General features: G+C 39.7%; 15 protein-coding genes. 8 read left to right on the top strand and 7 right to left on the bottom strand.

Translation table 11 applies throughout. The annotated features are described in order from the left end of the window. Positions 1-73 precede the first annotated feature (73 nt). From AC1M9K_RS12080 to AC1M9K_RS12070, 3 genes are all read left to right on the top strand, one after another. Positions 74-1,396: a hypothetical protein gene (locus AC1M9K_RS12080; RefSeq protein ID WP_481589407.1), complete on the top strand. Its 1,323-nt coding sequence runs from the start codon at positions 74-76 to the stop codon at positions 1,394-1,396. Continuing rightward, positions 1,389-1,676: a chorismate mutase gene (locus AC1M9K_RS12075; RefSeq protein ID WP_035270424.1), complete on the top strand. Its 288-nt coding sequence runs from the start codon at positions 1,389-1,391 to the stop codon at positions 1,674-1,676. Before AC1M9K_RS12080 ends, AC1M9K_RS12075 begins: the two co-directional genes overlap by 8 nt. 171 nt (positions 1,677-1,847) lie before the next feature. Beyond that, on the top strand, positions 1,848-3,539 hold the full coding sequence (locus AC1M9K_RS12070) for a putative bifunctional diguanylate cyclase/phosphodiesterase (RefSeq protein WP_481589406.1): 1,692 nt from the start codon (positions 1,848-1,850) through the stop codon (positions 3,537-3,539). A 69-nt stretch (positions 3,540-3,608) separates the two neighbouring features. Here AC1M9K_RS12070 and AC1M9K_RS12065 read toward each other — a convergent pair whose 3' ends face one another. The 3 genes from AC1M9K_RS12065 to AC1M9K_RS12055 all read right to left on the bottom strand — a co-directional run bounded on the left by AC1M9K_RS12065 (position 3,609) and on the right by AC1M9K_RS12055 (position 8,631). Next, positions 3,609-4,904: a solute carrier family 23 protein gene (locus tag AC1M9K_RS12065; RefSeq protein ID WP_035268794.1), complete on the bottom strand. Its 1,296-nt coding sequence runs from the start codon at positions 4,902-4,904 to the stop codon at positions 3,609-3,611. A 302-nt stretch (positions 4,905-5,206) separates the two neighbouring features. Beyond that, complete coding sequence (ppc, locus tag AC1M9K_RS12060) at positions 5,207-7,897, bottom strand: phosphoenolpyruvate carboxylase (protein ID WP_481589405.1); 2,691 nt, start codon at positions 7,895-7,897, stop codon at positions 5,207-5,209. 116 nt (positions 7,898-8,013) lie between these two features. Then, positions 8,014-8,631, bottom strand: coding sequence for a TetR/AcrR family transcriptional regulator (locus AC1M9K_RS12055; protein WP_481589404.1), 618 nt, complete (start codon positions 8,629-8,631; stop codon positions 8,014-8,016). Between the two features lie 142 nt (positions 8,632-8,773). Between AC1M9K_RS12055 and AC1M9K_RS12050 the strand changes: the two genes are divergently transcribed. The 4 genes from AC1M9K_RS12050 (at position 8,774) to dnaJ (ending at position 14,743) form a co-directional block, all read left to right on the top strand. Next, positions 8,774-9,889 (top strand): efflux RND transporter periplasmic adaptor subunit, encoded by a 1,116-nt coding sequence (locus AC1M9K_RS12050; RefSeq protein WP_035268798.1) that lies wholly within the window; start codon positions 8,774-8,776, stop codon positions 9,887-9,889. Beyond that, entirely contained in the window at positions 9,886-13,020 is a 3,135-nt protein-coding gene (locus AC1M9K_RS12045) for an efflux RND transporter permease subunit (protein WP_481589403.1), read from the top strand. The genes AC1M9K_RS12050 and AC1M9K_RS12045 overlap by 4 nt, the downstream gene beginning before the upstream one ends. A gap of 135 nt (positions 13,021-13,155) precedes the next feature. Continuing rightward, on the top strand, positions 13,156-13,533 hold the full coding sequence (locus AC1M9K_RS12040; protein WP_035268802.1) for a hypothetical protein: 378 nt from the start codon (positions 13,156-13,158) through the stop codon (positions 13,531-13,533). Positions 13,534-13,627: 94 nt separating this feature from the next. Next, entirely contained in the window at positions 13,628-14,743 is a 1,116-nt protein-coding gene (gene dnaJ, locus AC1M9K_RS12035) for a molecular chaperone DnaJ (protein ID WP_035268804.1), read from the top strand. Between the two features lie 248 nt (positions 14,744-14,991). Here the strand turns inward: dnaJ and AC1M9K_RS12030 are convergent, their stop codons facing one another. From AC1M9K_RS12030 to ubiG, 3 genes are read right to left on the bottom strand one after another with little or no spacing between them, the layout of a single operon-like run. Next, positions 14,992-15,738, bottom strand: coding sequence for a YciK family oxidoreductase (locus tag AC1M9K_RS12030; protein ID WP_035268812.1), 747 nt, complete (start codon positions 15,736-15,738; stop codon positions 14,992-14,994). A 24-nt stretch (positions 15,739-15,762) separates the two neighbouring features. After that, entirely contained in the window at positions 15,763-16,449 is a 687-nt protein-coding gene (locus tag AC1M9K_RS12025) for an HAD family hydrolase (RefSeq protein ID WP_035268813.1), read from the bottom strand. Further along, the gene (gene ubiG / locus AC1M9K_RS12020) at positions 16,446-17,162 is read right to left on the bottom strand and encodes a bifunctional 2-polyprenyl-6-hydroxyphenol methylase/3-demethylubiquinol 3-O-methyltransferase UbiG (RefSeq protein WP_481589402.1); all 717 of its coding nucleotides are present in this window, start codon (positions 17,160-17,162) and stop codon (positions 16,446-16,448) included. Before ubiG ends, AC1M9K_RS12025 begins: the two co-directional genes overlap by 4 nt. A gap of 182 nt (positions 17,163-17,344) precedes the next feature. Between ubiG and AC1M9K_RS12015 the strand changes: the two genes are divergently transcribed. Continuing rightward, positions 17,345-17,962 (top strand): thiol:disulfide interchange protein DsbA/DsbL, encoded by a 618-nt coding sequence (locus AC1M9K_RS12015; protein WP_180000355.1) that lies wholly within the window; start codon positions 17,345-17,347, stop codon positions 17,960-17,962. Between the two features lie 28 nt (positions 17,963-17,990). Here the strand turns inward: AC1M9K_RS12015 and AC1M9K_RS12010 are convergent, their stop codons facing one another. Then, on the bottom strand, positions 17,991-18,635 hold the full coding sequence (locus AC1M9K_RS12010) for a TetR family transcriptional regulator (RefSeq protein WP_481589401.1): 645 nt from the start codon (positions 18,633-18,635) through the stop codon (positions 17,991-17,993). Positions 18,636-18,675 lie beyond the last annotated feature (40 nt).

Here is an 18,675-nt window from a genome sequence, read left to right as displayed (position 1 = left end):
AGTTTTAGAAAAAGCGATGAATTCGATACTTTGAGCACATAATTTACCAGTAAAATCATCTGAGGCACATCTCATGTCATTGTTACGCCGTTGGTTTGATCCGCTACGATCGAGTTGGTTTTATCAGAAACCAAATCGTCAAGAGGTCTTGTCAACTGAGCAGGGTTTAACGATCTATCTTCGTTTAGATGATGTGTATAGTTATCTTGCAGTCCAGCAATTGGCACAATTAAATGACATTTTAAAAGATGAAATTAAGCCTTTAAAAATTGTTATCTCAGATACTGCTGCTGAAGCTCCAAATGATATGAGTCCTGAAGAGTGGCAAGATTACAGTCTACGTGATGCCCAAATTTTAGCGTACCAGCATCGTTTCGGATTTGATAATGAACAGCCTGAAATACCAAGTGCTGAAGCGATTCAACAGGCAGAAACGATTTTACGAAATACCCCATTAACAGGTGAAAATTTTCTCTATTTATTGGAAGATGTCTTCCATATGTTGTGGCAACAGCAGTATGGAAAATTACGTACTTTGTATGTCATGGCCAGTCGACATCGAAAAGAACAACAAATCGCTGAGCGAACTTTTGATCACACGCCAGTTTTAGCAAGTTTTTTTGAGCTCGGTGATCGTCGGTATCATGCGGTAGATGATTTATTAAGATTGACCCGCCGTTTAAAACAACAAAAACTCTTGACCGGTAATCCTATTTTTCTCATCAATCATATTGAGTGGCGGGAACACTTAATGAATGATGCTGAAGAATTATCTGAGATTCAGGCGATGAATCCTGAGTTAGACCTCTATATTGCATTAGAAGATCCGATCTCTTGGTTATTATTAGCTTATATTAAAGAGGAACTTGCCGATTATTACGATATCCAACTTACCGTTTATCCATTGCAATATCAGGGACGAGATTTATTTGATTGGAGTTTGGCAACGCGTTTATCTAAACGAACAGAAGTAAAATTTACGCCGTTTTGCCGACCGACTCAGCAGGCGACATATGAAATAGCACGATTGTTTTACAGTGTGCCTGAGGATCAACGTCTTGATGCAATGTATGAAATCTTGCAGGCTGTATGGAGTAAAGGTAAAGATCTATCGTATCGACCTCATATTCAAGCCTTAAAACAGAGCTTGAATATCACGACGCTCACTGAAGAGTCGATCAGTCAAAAGCTGGAAGAAAATCAATTACTCTGTGAGATGAAATCACAACCTGATTTACCAGTGCTTGAGCTTCGTATCGATGGAAAGAGTTATGTGTTTAATAGCTTATATCGTGTATGGATGATTGAAAGTATTTTCAGTAATGTGTTAGAACAAAAGTACAAAAGTGAAAATGAATCTGAACACAGGGATACCGAATCAATTGAAAATCAATAAAGAAAAATGCGAAACCCTTCAGCAAGCTCGAGCACAAATAGATTCAATTGATCAAGCCATAACAGAATTAATTGGTTTACGCCAATATTATGTAGATCAGGCAGTTCGTTTTAAAAGAACTATACAAGATGTACAGTCACCTGAACGTGTTGAAATAGTGATTGAAAAAATACGTGAATTGGCTACAAAGAATGGTGTGGATCCATTACTGATGGAAAAAATATATCGAGAGATGATTCAACACTTTATTCAAAGAGAGTTAAAAGAAATACGACCATAACAGTCGGAATTCTTAATAAGAATGAGGAACTTAGTTTCCTCTTTTATTCATTGAAATTTACAAAATATATAGCCGATTTGTGAACTGGTTCAACAAAGCTTAGTGTTACAAAAAATAATATTAAGTTAACATTTGGATACATCACTTTTTAGACTGACGGTCGAAGGCGCTATGGATACCCAGTTACAATTAGAAAAAATAGTCAAGGATCTTGAAAACTACAAAGTAGCCATTGATGCACATTCAATTGTAGCCATAACAGATGCACGTGGTGTCATTACTCATGTCAATGAGAAGTTTTGTAATATCTCACAGTATTCTTATGAAGAACTTGTCGGATCAACACATAAAATTATTAATTCAGGCTATCACCCGAGAAGTTTTTTTAAATATATGTGGAAAGCAATTTCGAGTGGAGAAATTTGGAAAGGCGAAATTTGTAACCGAGCTAAAAATGGTTCTTTATATTGGGTTGAAACCACGATTGTGCCGCTTAAAGATAATAATGGCGTTTTACAAAACTATATCTCCATTCGAACTGATATCACACAGCTAAAAAATTCCGAAGACCATGCACGTTATATGGCATTACATGATGAATTAACGGGATTGCCTAACCGCCGTTTTATGCAAGAACGCATGTTGGCGGTGATTGAATCATGTAAACAAAATGGTACACATAGTGCACTCATGATGTTGGATTTGGATAACTTCAAAAATATTAATGACACGTTAGGACACGATCGTGGAGATGACCTACTCAAAATGGTCTCGGTGCGTCTTATGGAGTGTGTGGCACAGCAGAATGCAATTGTCCGTCTTGGTGGAGACGAGTTTTTAATTATTCTTTCAGATTTAGATCCAGATGAAACGATTGCTAATCAAGCAGTGATGCAAATCGCTGATAAAGTTCGTGCTGCATTAAATGAGCCTTTCGTATTAAAGGATAATAAAATCCATACTAGCTCTAGTATCGGAATTTTTATTTTCCGTAATTCAAAATTGCCAAAAAATGAGTTGCTTAAGTACGCCGACATGGCGCTGTATCAAGCTAAAGAAAATGGTAAAAACTGCATATGTGTTTTTGATCCTGAAATGGAACAAAGTGTTATTGCTAAAGCTGCTTTATTAAATGATTTAAGATTAGCTTTATTGCGAGATGAGTTCCAACTTTATTATCAGATTTTAGTAAATCGCGAAGAGGAAGTGATCGGGTATGAGGCTTTGCTACGTTGGAGTCATCCTGAACACGGTTTAATTTTACCAGGTCGATTTATTGAAGAAGTGGAGAAAACTGATCTCATACATGATGTTGGTAATCGTGTATTAGTATTAGCATGCCAACAGTTAAAAGATTGGAGCCAATACCCAGAATCTTCAAACTGGACGATTTCAGTCAATATTAGTGTCGAACAATTCCGTAAGACTGACTTTGATAAAAATGTGCTTCGGATTATTGATGAAGCAGGAATTGATCCAACATTATTACGTTTAGAACTCACTGAAAGCATGTTCTATACCGATATGCATAACTCAATTGAGAAAATGAAAAAGCTCATCGAGCGTGGATTAAGATTCTCTATGGATGATTTTGGAACAGGATATTCTTCATTGAATTACCTCAAAATGCTTCCACTGGATCAACTCAAAATTGATCGTTCATTTGTAGAAAATATTGTCGGTAATCCACGTGATATTGCTATTGTGAAAACGATTATTGATTTAGCACAAATTCTTGATCTGAATGTGGTGGCAGAGGGTGTAGAAACTGAAGAGCAGTTCCAAGTTCTAAAAGAAAATGGTTGTAATACGTTTCAAGGCTATTATTTTGGTCGACCTAAACCCATTGAAAAAAAATCTTAAAATACTTAATTAGAATAAAAAATTAAAAAAGAGAGCATTAAGCTCTCTTTTTTTATATGCGATAGATTTTTAGTTAGACTTTCCACCTAAGCTAAAGAACCAATTCAGGAATAATGCAGCAAAGGTAGCCGTTCCAATACCACCTAAATTGAAGCTACCAAATTGAAGCGCAAAGTCACCAGTACCTAAGATCAGCGTGATCGCAGCAATCATGAGGTTTTTATTTTTAGAGAAATCGACACGATGTTCGATCCAAATTTTAGCACCAGCGATGGTAATTAAACCAAACACCACAATTGATGCACCTGCAAGAATCGCAGTTGGAATGGTTTGAATAATTGCACCAAATTTTGGTGATAAGCCAAGGAAAATTGCGAATACACCTGCGATGGCAAAAATAATCGTGGAATAGACACGTGTCACAGCCATCACGCCAATATTTTCCCCATAAGTGGTCATGCCTGGAGCACCTACACCACCGGCTAATGATGTTGCAACACCATCGGCTACAAACGCTTTACCAATATGTGGGTCTAGATTTTCACCAGTCATGGCAGAGACTGCTTTGATGTGACCTAAGTTTTCAGCCACTAAAATTAAAGCTACAGGAGCAATGATGAGCATCGCGTTCGTACTGAACTCAGGAGCATGAAAGTTAGGCAGACCAAACCATGCAGCTTGTGTAATCGGCGTGAAGTTAATTGGAGTACCGTAACCCATGATATTCGTAATAACAAAGTATACGATATAAGACAGCACCAAACCCACAAGTAAAAGTAGGCGTTGTAGCATCCCTTTGGTGAATACTGCAATTGAAGCCATACACATGACAGTAATCAATGCCATCCACATATTAAATGGATTACCCGCGACACTTTTTACCGTTACCGGTGCAAGATGCAGACCGATGATCATGACCACAGAACCTGTTACGACAGGAGGCATGAGCTTTTCAATCCATCGAGTACCTGTTGCCATCACCAGAAAACCAATTAAGGCATAAAGTACACCACAGGCAATAATTCCCCCAGCAGCTAATGCAATATTCGCATTTGCTCCAGCACCGGCATAGCCCGTTGCCGCGATGACTACACCAATAAAAGCAAAGCTTGAGCCTAAATAACTGGGCACTCGACCGCCAGTGATGAGGAAAAATAACAGGGTACAAATACCTGACATTAATATAGCAAGATTAGGATCAAAACCCATTAATAATGGTGCTAAAACTGTCGCACCAAACATGGCAAAAGCATGTTGAATGCCAAGAACTACACTTTGCGCAGGAGGTAAATATTCGGTCGTGCCAACAGGACGCGTATCAATATCATCCGTGAAGGGACGCCATTTAGGAAACCAACTGGTCATAAAGTGAGCACTCAATAGTTAAATTGTGCACATCATACGCCTGTTTTATGAGAAATCATCTGTTTCTTGAAAAATTATTAAAACTAATGGTCTGACTTTTATTGAATTTTTACCCATCGGTAAAAAAAATATGTTTTAAAAATAAAGTAAAATCAGCCTATTGCAATTCAGCTATATCAAAAAAATCTATATCCATATTGAGTAAAAAATTTATAGTTCTTTGTTGTCATTACTGAAAATTAGAATAAAGCCTCTAATTTGCTCAAGCCCATAAAGGTACTTGAGCATAGGCAGTCGTGAAATCAACCCGTATTACGTAATCCAGCAGCAATACCTGCAATACTTACCATTAATGCATGGTCAACCTCAGTTTGTTCGACAGTTCGTTCAGCTAAATATTCGCGTCGTCTTTTCATGAGTTCTGCTTGTAACAGGTGTAATGGAAGAAGATAGGGTTTACGAATCTTCATGGCTTGATCAAGAACTTCATTAGAACTGAGTAATTTAGATTCACCTTTCATTGCCAATAAAGTTTGTACTGCGTCATGTAAGCGTTGGCGTAGTTCCGCACCCAATACTTTAAGATTTTCATCTTGGGTGAGATGAGATTCATAATACAATGCGACATTGCTATCTGATTTAGATAGCACCATCTCCAACATATCAATTAAAGTTTGGAAATAAGGCCATTGTTCTAACATTTCATCTAGCTCAGCTTTGTGACCTTCTGAAATGACTTGATTGATGGCTGCACCAGTACCTAACCATGCTGGAAGCATTAATCGAATTTGAGTCCATGCAAATACCCATGGAATTGCACGTAAGGATTCAATACCACCGCTGATTTTTCGTTTAGCTGGTCTTGAACCCAAAGGTAGCATCTGTAATTCAAGCTCTGGCGTCACGGTTCTTAAGTATTGGACAAAATGAGGGTTTTCGCGGACTGTTTGACGGTAAACATTCACAGAGAGTTCCGTCATCTTATGCATCAACTCGCGCCATGCTGCCTTGGGTTCTGGTGGTGGGAGTAAAGTCGCTTCAAGGGTAGCTGCGGTATAAATCTCTAAATTTTGAAGTGCGATTTCTTCTAATCCAAATTTGAATCGGATCATTTCGCCTTGTTCAGTCACACGGATTGCACCTGAGATTGAGCCAGGTGGTTGTGAAAATAGTGCTTGTTGGGTTGGAGCACCACCACGACTAATTGAGCCACCACGACCATGGAACAAAGTGAGTTGTATACCATGTTGTTTGGCAATAGCTGTTAACTCTTCTTGTGCACGGTACTGAGCCCAATTCGCAGACATGAAACCTGCATCTTTTGCTGAGTCAGAGTAACCAATCATGACCTCGTGCTTGTTTTGAATATGTTGTTTGTACCAATGCATACTGAATAAAGTATTCATGGTCGAAGCTGCGCCATCTAAATCTTTTAACGTTTCAAATAATGGAACTACACGCAGAGGTTGCTTAATACCTGCTTCTTTTTGGAGTAATAGAACCGCCAAAACGTCACTTGGATATTCCGCCATTGAAATAATATAAGCACCTAGACTTTCAGCAGGTTGTTCTGCCAAAGTTCGCATGGTAGCGAATACTTCTTGAACATCAGGATGCTCAATAAGACTTTGAGCAGATTCATTAAGATGTTTAGGAAGTAAAGGGCGTTTGCTTTGCAGTTCTTGTAATAAGAAGTTTTGACGGGCTTGTTCAGTCCATGTCTCAAAATTGCCAAGTCCAAGATACTCAGTAATCGCTGAAATTGCCTGACGATGACGACCTGACTCTTGGCGAATATCTAGTTTTAATAACTCAATACCGAAACAATTCACGCGATAAATAAAATCGAGTAACTTTCCTTGAGCAATACCGGAAAGGTTTGAATCGACTAATGAGCGATAACATAACAATAATGGCTGCAACAACTCATCTTTGTGATGAATAATCTGGCTACGATCCACATCAGAATGTTGACCTTGTAATTTTGCAGTGAGCCATTCTCTTGTAATTTTTAAGCGTTCACGTGTTGTTCTTAAATATTCACGATAAGGCTCTGGATGAGGCTGACCTAAGGCAGTCTTTAGTTCATCACTGCACGCCTGAACAGAAAGCTCCCAACGTAAATCTTCAATATCTCGGAGGTAGAGATCCGCGGCTTTCCATCGAGATAACCATAAAACTTCTTGAGTCACTTTGTGTGTGACATTTGGGTTTCCATCTCGGTCACCACCCATCCAAGATGCAAACCGCACAGGTGCAATATCTAAAGGTAAAGCTTGAGAACAATGCTCTTGAACCAATTGATTCAATTCACGGACAAACTTAGGAATAGCGTTCCATAAAGTTTGCTCAATGGTAGTAAAACCCCATTTTGCTTCATCAATTGGGGTTGGACGATGTTGGCGAATTTCATCGGTTTGCCATGCTGAACAAACCAATTGTTTTAATTCAGAAAGAACTTGAGCGCGCTGTTTGGGGGTCAGCTTTTGCTGATCAAACTTAGATAAACACTCGTTGATCCCATCATATTTTTGGATCAAGGTGCGACGACTAACTTCCGTAGGATGTGCGGTGAGTACAAGCTCAATATTTAGCTCACAAATTTGTTGATAAAGGGTTTCCGCTGAAATCAGCTGTTGTTGAAATTTTTCAAAAAGGGGAATAAGGACATTCGCTGCAGCGCCGTTTTTATCAAACTCATTTTGGCGACGGCTACGTACCACATGATATTGTTCTGCAATATTGGCAAAGTTCAGAAAATGTGAAAAAGCGCGTGTCAGTGGAAGAATCTCATCATCTTTTAAACTTAAAAATAAACTTTCTAATTGTTTTTCAGCTTCGCTATCACCATCACGTGCACCTTTCGCGAGTGCACGAATTTGTTCAACTTGATTAAACAAATCTTGTCCAGCTTGTTCTTTTAAAGTCTCTCCTAAAAGATTACCGAGTAAGCGTACGTCTTCACGTAATGGAGCATCAATTTGTTGAATCATTTTTTTCTCCTTTTCTTGTTCTTTTGACTATACCGCTTATTCATGACATGCCAAGCGATTGCAAAATAATTTAAAGAAAATTAGGTGAAAAATACGCCATTTAAGAATGGAGAGAGCTATTTTTTGTATTTCAGCATAAATAATTCGATGGCTTGATGAATAATTTCATCACATTCTGCTTCATTGGGAACCTGACGAACACCTAACAATACTTCATGATGTCGATGCCCTAAGATTAAAGAAAGGAGCAAATGTGTTTGCTTTTCAGCATCATCTTTCTGGATAAATCCGTGCTCAATCGCTTGAGCAAAAAAATCAGTCCAAACCACAAATAACCGCTTATGAGATGCATTATAAAAAGGTTCAGCCAAAGGATTTTGCTCTGCTGCCAATTCTAATAATAAATGCTCAAGCTTAATGGCTTCAGGAAGATTGACAATTTGCAGCGCTAAACTACATACCTGATAGAAGTCTTCTAAAAAATTGGATTCAGGGTGTAATTGGATTCGCCGAGCATTGATTGATTCTTCGCACGTTTCTGCAATTGCATAGGTAAATAACGATTCTTTATCTTGAAAATGGTTATACACCGTCAGTTTAGTCACGCCAGCTTCTTTGGCAATTTGATTCATGCTTGAACCATGAAAGCCCTGTTTTAGAAACAAACGTTTAGCTGCCTCTAATATTTGTTTCTTTTTAACTAAATCCTTAGGACGTCCAATATTCATTTGCACAAAAAAATCCAAAAAAAACAGTTTAGGTCATACCTTGAAAAATGATTTTTAATTACTGTACCATGCGGTATATTAATTAAAAAATAATCAAATTAATATCCCTAATTTGATTTGCCTAAAAATTGACATAAGAGCAGTGCACATGAGTCCTCAAAAATTTGCCACATACAGTCTAATGCTCATTTGTAGCGTGATACTCACCGCGTGTAGTAAGGATAAACCCACAGAGGAACAAATTCCATTTGTGATGGTTGCCCAGCCGAATACTTCCCAAGATGAACTGAAAAGTTATGCAGGAGAAGTTCAGGCGAGACAGCAAACGGCATTGGCTTTCCGTGTTGGAGGACAAATTACTGAACGCTATGTTGATGTAGGGGATCGAGTCAAAGTCGGGCAAGTCTTAGCAAAATTAGATGTGAAAGATGCTCAACTGCAGTTAAATGCTTCAAAAGCTCAGTTAGAAAGCGCGCAATCTGCAGCCAAAATTGCCGAAGAAGAATACAAACGCTTTAAGCAGTTATTACCTATTAATGCGGTGAGTCGTTCGCAATATGATGCCGTAGAAAATCAATATAAATCGGCCATGTCAAATTTAAAACAAGCACAATCAAATTATGCAGTGAGTAGTAATCAGACGGGATATAACCAACTCATTGCCAATAAAAATGGCGTCATCACTGAGCGTAGTATTGAAGTTGGTCAAGTGATCGCAGCAGGGCAGGCAGCATATCAACTGGCGATAGATGGTGATCGTGAAGTGGTGATTGGTGTGCCAGAACAAGCAGTATCAGAAATTAAAACAGGCCAAAAAGCTTGGGTTACGCTATGGTCAAAACCAGAGGAGCGTTTCGCCGCATATGTGCGTGAAATTTCACCTGCTGCCGACCAATCTAGAACATTTAGTGTCAAAGTTGCTTTGACTGAAGGGCGTTCAGCAATTCAACTTGGACAAAGTGCGCGAGTATTTTTTTCAAATACCAGTTCAAATGTGATTAATGTTCCTTTGACCAGTGTATCTGCAACAGAAGATCAGCCTTATGTTTGGGTTGTGAATCCAGATCACAGTATCCGTAAGGTGAATGTTCAAATAGGTGCTTATGGTCGTGATACGGTACCTGTGACCCAAGGTTTAAAAGCTTCTGATTGGATCGTGGTTGGCGGTGTACACTTACTGCGAGATAAACAAAAAATTAATCCGATTGACCGTCAAAACCGTGCAGTAAATGTGAAAGCAGGACAAGTTGGAGCGAAAATATGAACTTTAACTTGTCAGAATGGGCGTTAAATAATAAGGGACTGATCCTTTATTTCATGATTTTGATGGGAATAGTGGGTGTTTATTCCTACTCAAAACTATCACAAAGTGAAGACCCTCCATTTAGTTTCAAAGTAATGGTCGTTCAAACCTATTGGCCAGGTGCGACAGCGGAAGAAGTCTCTTTACAGGTGACTGATCGTATTGAAAAAGAATTAATGAGTACGGGGCTCTATGATCGTATTGCAGCCTATTCTCGTCCTGGTGAATCAATGGTGACCTTTGTTGCCAAAGACTCGCTGCGTTCCCATGAATTACCAAATGTTTGGTATCAGGTTAGAAAAAAAATTGGAGATATCAAACACCAACTTCCTAGCGGTGTTCAAGGTCCATTCTTTAACGATGAATTTGGTGACACCTTTGGGAACATTTATGTCTTAACGGGTGATGATTTTGATTATGCCGTGATGAAGGAATATGCCGATCGCTTACAGCTGCAACTACAACGTGTGCAAGATGTCGGGAAAGTTGATTTAGTCGGCTTGCAAGATCAAAAAATTTGGATAGAAATTTCAAATACGAAAACCGCTCAATTGGGTATTCCAGTTTCTGAAATTCAAGAAGCACTACAAAAACAAAATACCATGGCGAGCGCAGGTTTCTTTGAAACAAGCTCAGATCGTATTCAAGTGCGTGTCAGCGGACAATTGAAATCAGTCGAAGATCTCAAGAACATGCCATTACTGGTTGGTGATAAGACCATTCAATTGGGCGATGTGGCTGAAGTTTACCGTGGCTTTAGTGAGCCAGCTCAACCACGTATGCGCTTTATGGGCAAAAATGGTATTGGTATTGCGGTGTCTATGCGTAAGGGTGGTGACATCATTGCGCTAGGGAAAAATCTAGAAAAGACCTTTAATGATCTACAACAAACTTTACCTTTAGGGATGGAACTTAAAAAAGTTTCAGATCAGCCTGTAGCGGTGCAACGCAGTATTCACGAATTTATCAAAGTGCTCGCAGAGGCCGTGATTATTGTCTTATTGGTCAGCTTCTTCTCTTTAGGTTTCCGTACAGGATTAGTGGTCGCTTTCTCTATTCCCTTGGTCTTGGCAATGACGTTCGCAGGCATGAATTTCTTTGATGTTGGACTGCACAAGATTTCTTTAGGCGCGTTAATTTTAGCACTTGGACTTTTGGTTGATGACGCCATCATTGCAGTTGAAATGATGGCCATTAAAATGGAACAAGGATATAGCAGATTAAAAGCCGCAGGTTTTGCTTGGAAGTCGACCGCATTTCCAATGTTAACGGGGACGCTGATCACTGCAGCTGGATTCTTGCCGATTGCCACTGCTGCGTCGAGCACAGGTGAATATACTCGCTCAATCTTCCAAGTTGTAACCATTGCTTTAGTGGTGTCATGGTTTGCAGCGGTACTGTTTGTTCCTTATTTAGGTGACAAATTACTGCCTGATTTTAATCAAATGAATCAGAAAGCCCCGTGGTATCAACGCTTATGGGCAAGATTACGTCAACAACCAGAGCCACAACCCGTCGTTCAACACCATGGTGAGCATCACGATCCATATCAAACCAAGACGTATCAAAAATTTAGATCTTGGGTTGAGTTATGTATTACTTATCGTAAAACCGTCATTGCTGCGACGTTTGCAATATTTGTCTTGTCAATTTTGATGTTCAAACTTGTTCCACAACAATTTTTCCCACCATCAAACCGTGCTGAAATTTTAGTGGATCTAAAACTAGAGGAAGGTGCTTCTCTAACAGCGACAGAAAATGCGGTTAAAAAAGTAGAAAAATTCTTGTCGACTCAAAAAGGGATCGATAATTATGTCGCTTATGTTGGTACAGGTTCTCCACGTTTCTATTTGCCGCTTGATCAACAATTGCCTCAGGCGAGTTTTGCACAATTTGTGGTTTTGGCTTCCTCATTAGATGAGCGAGATGAGATTCGCAAGAATCTGAGTGAAGAAATTAGCAAGTTATTGCCTGAAGTACGGTCACGTGTATCGCTATTGGAAAATGGACCACCAGTCGGTTATCCAATTCAATACCGTGTTTCTGGTGAAGATTTAAATACTGTTCGCCAACGAGCACAATTAGTGTCACAAGCAATCAGTGAAAATCCAAATACCACCAATGTTCATTTAGATTGGGGTGAGCCGAGTAAAATTATTTCACTTGAAATTGATCAAGATCGAGCGCGTCAGTTAGGCGTATCTAGCTTAGATTTGGCGAATTTCTTAAATAGTTCAATTACGGGTGCTGCAATTAATCAGTATCGTGAGAAACGGGAGTTGATTGATATTCGTTTACGTGGCGATCAAGCGGAACGTGTTGATGTGGCATCGTTACAAAGTCTCGCTGTACCGACGAGTCAAGGTACAACAGTTCCATTGGCACAGATTGCGAATATCCAATATAAGTTTGAAGATGGTCTGATTTGGCATCGTAACCGTTTGCCGACCATTACTGTGCGCGCAGATATTCGGACTAAACTCCAACCAGCTACTGTGGTTGGTGAATTAACTGAATCTATTGAGAAAATTCGTGCCGAACTTCCAAGTGGTTATCTGGTAGAAGTGGGAGGCACTGTGGAGGAATCTGCACGTGGGCAAACTTCAGTAAATGCTGGCATGCCGTTATTTTTGGCTGTGGTCTTTACCTTGCTCATGATTCAGCTCAAGAGTATTTCACGTTCGTTTATTGTTTTCTTGACCGCGCCTTTGGGTTTAATTGGCGTGGTATTGTTCCTGTTAATATTCAATAAGCCTTTCGGGTTTGTGGCGATGCTAGGTACCATTGCTTTATCTGGAATGATTATGCGTAATTCGCTTATCTTGATTGATCAGATCGAGCAAGATATCAAAGCGGGTCATTCTCAATGGGAAGCGATTTTAGAAGCGACAGTACGCCGTGCCCGTCCAATTATTTTGACTGCATTGGCTGCTGTGTTGGCGATGATTCCACTTTCACGCAGTATCTTCTTTGGTCCAATGGCGGTAGCAATTATGGGTGGACTCATTATCGCAACATTATTAACGCTGTTCTTCTTGCCAGCACTCTATGCGGCATGGTTTAAAGTAAAAAAAGAGTCAAAAACCGCGTAGTTTTATGTGAATACTAGGTGCGAAGCATTGAAAAATTCAATATAGTAGTCCCTAGTTTTTAACACAAAATAACACAGTGGGCTGAGTACATAAAAAAACTGAATGTGCACTCGGTTGAGGTATAAAAAAGCATCCATGGGGCGAGACAATTTAACAAGACATCGTCGATTAATTACGATGTCTTATGTATTCATGTTTCTTGCATTGTTCACTGGTATCAGTGCTGCAATCGCCTATTTTTTAGCGCAAAAAGTGGCTCAAGCGCAAGACGCTGAAGTCTGGATCCATGCTCAAGCATTATGGATTGCACGAAATGTTGTGCTATTCATGATGATGGCCGCATTTGCTGCTCTTTGGTTTATTCCTGCCTGCTTTATCTATTGGGATAGTGTGTTATGGGTGAAAGGGTGTACGGTGATTGGTGTCATTTTTACCACAATTGCATGGCTATTTCTCCTAAATGCATGGCTTAAAGGCTTAGTTAAATATCTCCAGAAAAAAGCCGCTTTTTAAAATAATGATTTAATTTACTTGTAATCTCGGAATATGACCCCAACATATTCCGCAGAGAAGTCATATCAAATTTTTTTGTGGAGCATCGCCAGACATGGCTAAACGTGATTATTATGAGGTTTTAGGGGTTTCTAAAACAGCTAGTGATGATGAAATTAAAAAAGCCTACCGTAAGTTGGCGATGAAATATCATCCAGACCGTAACCCTGATAATGCTGAAGCAGAAGAAAAATTCAAAGAAGCTGCTGAAGCGTATGAAGTTTTATCTGATAGTGAAAAACGCAGCATGTATGACCGCATGGGACATAATGCGTTTGAAGGCGGCTTCGGTGGCGGCGGCGGTGGTTTCGGTGGCGGTTTTAGCGCTGAAGACATTTTTAGTCAGTTTGGTGACATTTTCGGTGGTGCGTTTGGTGGCGGCGGTCGCCAACAGCGTCAAAGACGTGGTTCAGACTTACGTTATGTGCTTGAGCTCAGCTTAGAAGAAGCTGTACGTGGCGTAAAGAAAACAATCACTTTTACTGCGCCAGCACCATGTGAAGTGTGTGATGGTAAAGGTTCTAAAAACCCGAATGATGTTGAAACCTGTAAAACTTGTCACGGGGCTGGCCAGGTCCGTATGCAACAAGGTTTCTTCTCAGTTCAGCAAACGTGTAGCACTTGTCGCGGACAAGGTAAGATTATTAAAAATCCTTGTGGCACTTGTCATGGTTCAGGTGTTAAAGATCGTCAACAGACACTTGAAGTTACCATTCCTGCAGGCGTAGATAATGGCGATCGCGTTCGTTTAACTGGAAAAGGTGAAGCGATTCGTGATGGTCAATCAGGTGATCTATACGTAGAAGTTAATGTTCGTGAACATGAAATCTTCCAACGTGATGGCGCGGACTTGTATATGGATGTGCCGATTAGTATCGCTGATGCTGCATTGGGTAAAGAAATTGAGATTCCAACCCTTGATGGTCGTGTGAACTTGAAAGTACCTGAGGGAACACAAACAGGTAAAATGTTCCGTCTACGTGGCAAGGGTGTAAAACCAGTACGCACAAGTATGCAAGGTGATTTACTTTGCCGTATCGTGATTGAAACACCAGTCAACTTAACTGCACGTCAACGTGAACTTTTAAAAGAGTTACAAGAATCTTTAGATGGTGCGGACAGTAAATCTTCACCTAAAAAGAAATCATTCTTCGATCGTTTATTTGACTGATCAGAATGAAATAAAAGCCCGACATTATTGTCGGGTTTTTATTAAGTTATAAATACTTAAGACGCTTAAAGCAAAGTAAGTGATACTACCATTAGATAATTTCTTAATTTATGGGTGTATTCAAAAGTTGTTGAGACTTATTTGTTTAAGCTTTTAAAATCTAAAGGTAAATTTTTTAATAGGTTTTGTTAGAACTATAATTTAAAAAAAGAGGATCTGACGATCCTCATCATGTAATTTTGAAAAAACTAATCCTGAGCATCAATACTCTGACCATTCATACCTATACTGTCTTCGCCCATTAAATATAAATAAGCTGGCATGATTTGTTCAGGCGTTGCCAATACTTTCGGATCTTCATCAGGATATGCTTTAGCACGCATAGCTGTTCGTGTTGCACCAGGATTAATGCAGTTATAACGGATATTTGGATAGACATTTTCTTTTGCAAAAATTTGACTGACCGCTTCAATGGCAATTTTTGAAACTGAGTATGCGCCCCATTTCGCACGTGCTTCACGACCGACACCTGAGCTTGCAAAAACAACAGAGGCATTTTGAGATTTTTCTAATAATGGAAGTAAATGTTGAGTAAGAACAAAAGGTGCTCTTAAATTTACAGCCATTACATCATCCCACACTTCAGCAGGGTAGTGGGCCAATTCAACGCGCTCACCTAAAATCCCAGCATTGTGCAAAATCCCATCTAAACGACCAAATTGTTGGTCAAGCGTTTCCACAAGACGTTCGTAATCATATGCTGTTGCAGTAGAAAGTTGCAGTGGCAAAATTGCAGGTTGAGGAGCACCTAAACTTTCAATTTCGTCATAGATCACTTCTAACTTGTTCAGCGTTCTACCATGAAGAACGACGGTCGCACCATGTAAAGCATAGCTCAACGCTGCTGCGCGTCCAATGCCATCACCTGCACCCGTAATTAAAATTACTTTATCTTTCAATAAATCTGGGCGAGGTTGATATTCTGAATATTTCATGTGCGACCTCCTTCATTGTTCTAATTAAGCTGTTTTTTGGTGAGATTCGATCAATTCGATTAAGTGTTGATGTAATTCTTGTACATCATTCACTATACAATCTGCCTGCCAAGAATCTAAGTCATCTTTGTGTTCTAATGGTAAATATCCGTAAGCAGCCAAAATCGTGTACATATTTGCGCTTCGACCTGCATCAATATCACGTGGATGATCACCAACATAAATGCATTGTTCAGCTGGAACATTAATTTGTTGAGCAGCGAGATACATTGGTTCTGGGTCAGGTTTAGTGTGCTTAACATCTTCTGGGCATACGAGAACGGCACAACGTTCAGTTAAGTTTAAGGCTTGAAGTAGTGCCTCACTCAGCCAACGAGGTTTGTTTGTCACAATTCCCCATGGAATATCCCGTTGTTCCAAGTCCTCAATTAAAGGATACATTCCTGCAAAAAGGTCTGTATCCACAGCAATATCAGCACCATAGATATCTAGAAAGCGCTGACGATGTGCAAGGAAAATAGGATCATCAACCTGTAATTCAGGATAAACCAATTTCACCATCGCCCGAGCCCCCTCGGAGACCTGAGTTCGGATCAGGGCTGCATCTACGATCTCTCGACCTTCTTCACGACACATTGCTTGAATAATACGAATAAAATCCGCAGCAGTGTCAATTAAAGTCCCATCTAGGTCGAAAAGTACGGCCTTCATTCATTCACCTCATTATGGGTGTAAACCATATAGTTCACATCGACATTTGGGGCTAACCAATAATGTTTAGTTAATGGGTTGTAATGTAAGCCTGTCATATCTTTAAGTTTTAAACCTGCGTTACGAATATCATGCGCTAACTCAGAAGGTTTAATAAATTTATGATAGTCATGAGTTCCTTTTGTCAAAAGACGTAACACATACTCTGCACCGATAATCGCAAATAAATATGATTTTGGATTACGGTTAATTGTGGAGAAGAATACATGACCGTTTGGTTTCACCAGTTTTTGGCATGCTTGAATGATTGACGCTGGATCTGGTACATGTTCCAACATTTCCATACAAGTTACGACTTCGTATTGACCAGCTTGTTCTTCAGCCAATTGCTCAACTGGAATTTGACGATATTCGATATTGGTTACGTTTTCTTGTTCTGCATGCAGACGTGCGACATTTAATGGTGCTGCGCCCATATCGATACCGAGGACATCGGCACCACGGCGTGCCATACTTTCGGCCAAAATACCGCCGCCACAGCCCACATCTAGGACTTTTTTGCCACTAAGACCACCTGCATGTTCATCAATCCAATTCAATCGTAATGGATTGATTTGATGGAGAGGGCGAAACTCAGAGTGTTGATCCCACCATACTGCAGCAAGTGCTTCAAATTTAGCAATTTCTTGTGGGTCAACATTCAGTTGAGTCATTACAGCCACCTTAGCAAAGTTCGTTTTAATGGGTAGAATTTATATCAGATCTTAGTGTATCGCTAATTCCAAAAAAAGCGATAAATCTTGTAAAAAAGTTCACAGAATCAAAACGATTTTCTCATATTTGTTTTATAGTGAAACCATATGCTAATCAGAATGATTTAGAGGATAAAAACTTAATGAAAAAGGTGGTTTTTAGTGGCGTTGCCGCTGCGGTGCTGATGGCACTTTCAACAGGTGCAATGGCGAACTTTGTTGAAGGCAAAGATTATACGGTCGTGCAAAACCCAGGAAAGGTTGATGTCGCTGGTAAATTGGAAGTACGTGAGTTCTTTTGGTATGGCTGTGGTCATTGCTTTACTTTAGAACCTCATATGCAATCTTGGTTACGTAAAATTCCAAAAGATGTGAATTTTGTCCGTACACCTGCTGCAATGAACAAAGTATGGGAACAGAATGCACGTGGCTACTACGTTTCTGAAGCTCTTGGTGTTCGTAAACGTACCCATTTGCCTCTATTCCACGCGATCCATGACAAAGGTCAGCAGATTTTTGACCAAAAATCACAAGCACAATTCTTTACGAAGTATGGTATCCCAGAAGCGAAATTCAATAGTTTATATAATTCTTTCGCAATTACTGCCAAAGTCTCTCAAGCGAATAAATTAGCGCAACAATATCAATTGACGGGTGTGCCAGCTGTTGTAGTAAATGGGAAATATGTCGTACAAGGTGATAATGGACGTGTGTTACAAGTGGTCGATTATCTATTGGATAAAGAGCGCAAAGCTAAATAATAGAAAACCCGCATTGAGCGGGTTTTTTTTATGCCTCAGTATTATTCCAATTCAAAATCCCTTTAAAGATTAATCGTATTTGGGTAATGGACTGTTTTTTGAGTACTAATTTTTGTAATTCAAGCTCCATACCTGAATATTGACGGCCCAAGCTAATCCAAGACATTGCCCATGTAAAACATAAATTAATTAAAATATTCGACAACATTTTTAGATCACCAGCATGATGAAAATTTTGTACGATTTCGAATTTTTGTAGGTCATTGGCCAAATCAGAATTTAGAAACTCAATTTCACGAGCAATCGCACGTCTTACCACTTCAGAGCCACCCCAGCGCTCTGCGATCATAAAAATCCAAGGTTGGGTATTTAAATCGATGGCTTCAAAAAAAAGTTCCATACTGGTTTCGGCTTTAGCATCAGGGTGGGCTAAACCTTGACCGAGCTGATGAAGTACGGTTTTCAAATATAACGCGACTTGATCCACCAACTCTTGGCCTAATTCATCCATATCTTGAAAATGTCGATAAAAGGCTGTTGGCACCAAGCCAACCTCACGTGCAACTTCACGCAGACTAATACTGCTAAATGAACGGCCAGATGTGCTTAAGCGCAAAGCGGCATCCAGTAAAGCCTGACGACTTTGTTGTTTACGTTCATCGCGTATAGACATCTTAAAACCTGAGAAGTGAAGTCGAGATGAGTCTATCAAA

This window comes from Acinetobacter sp. 24-47-67 (genome assembly GCF_056779735.1).
The sequence above is the reverse complement of the archived record's forward strand: the minus strand, read 5'-3'. Positions and strand labels throughout refer to the sequence as shown.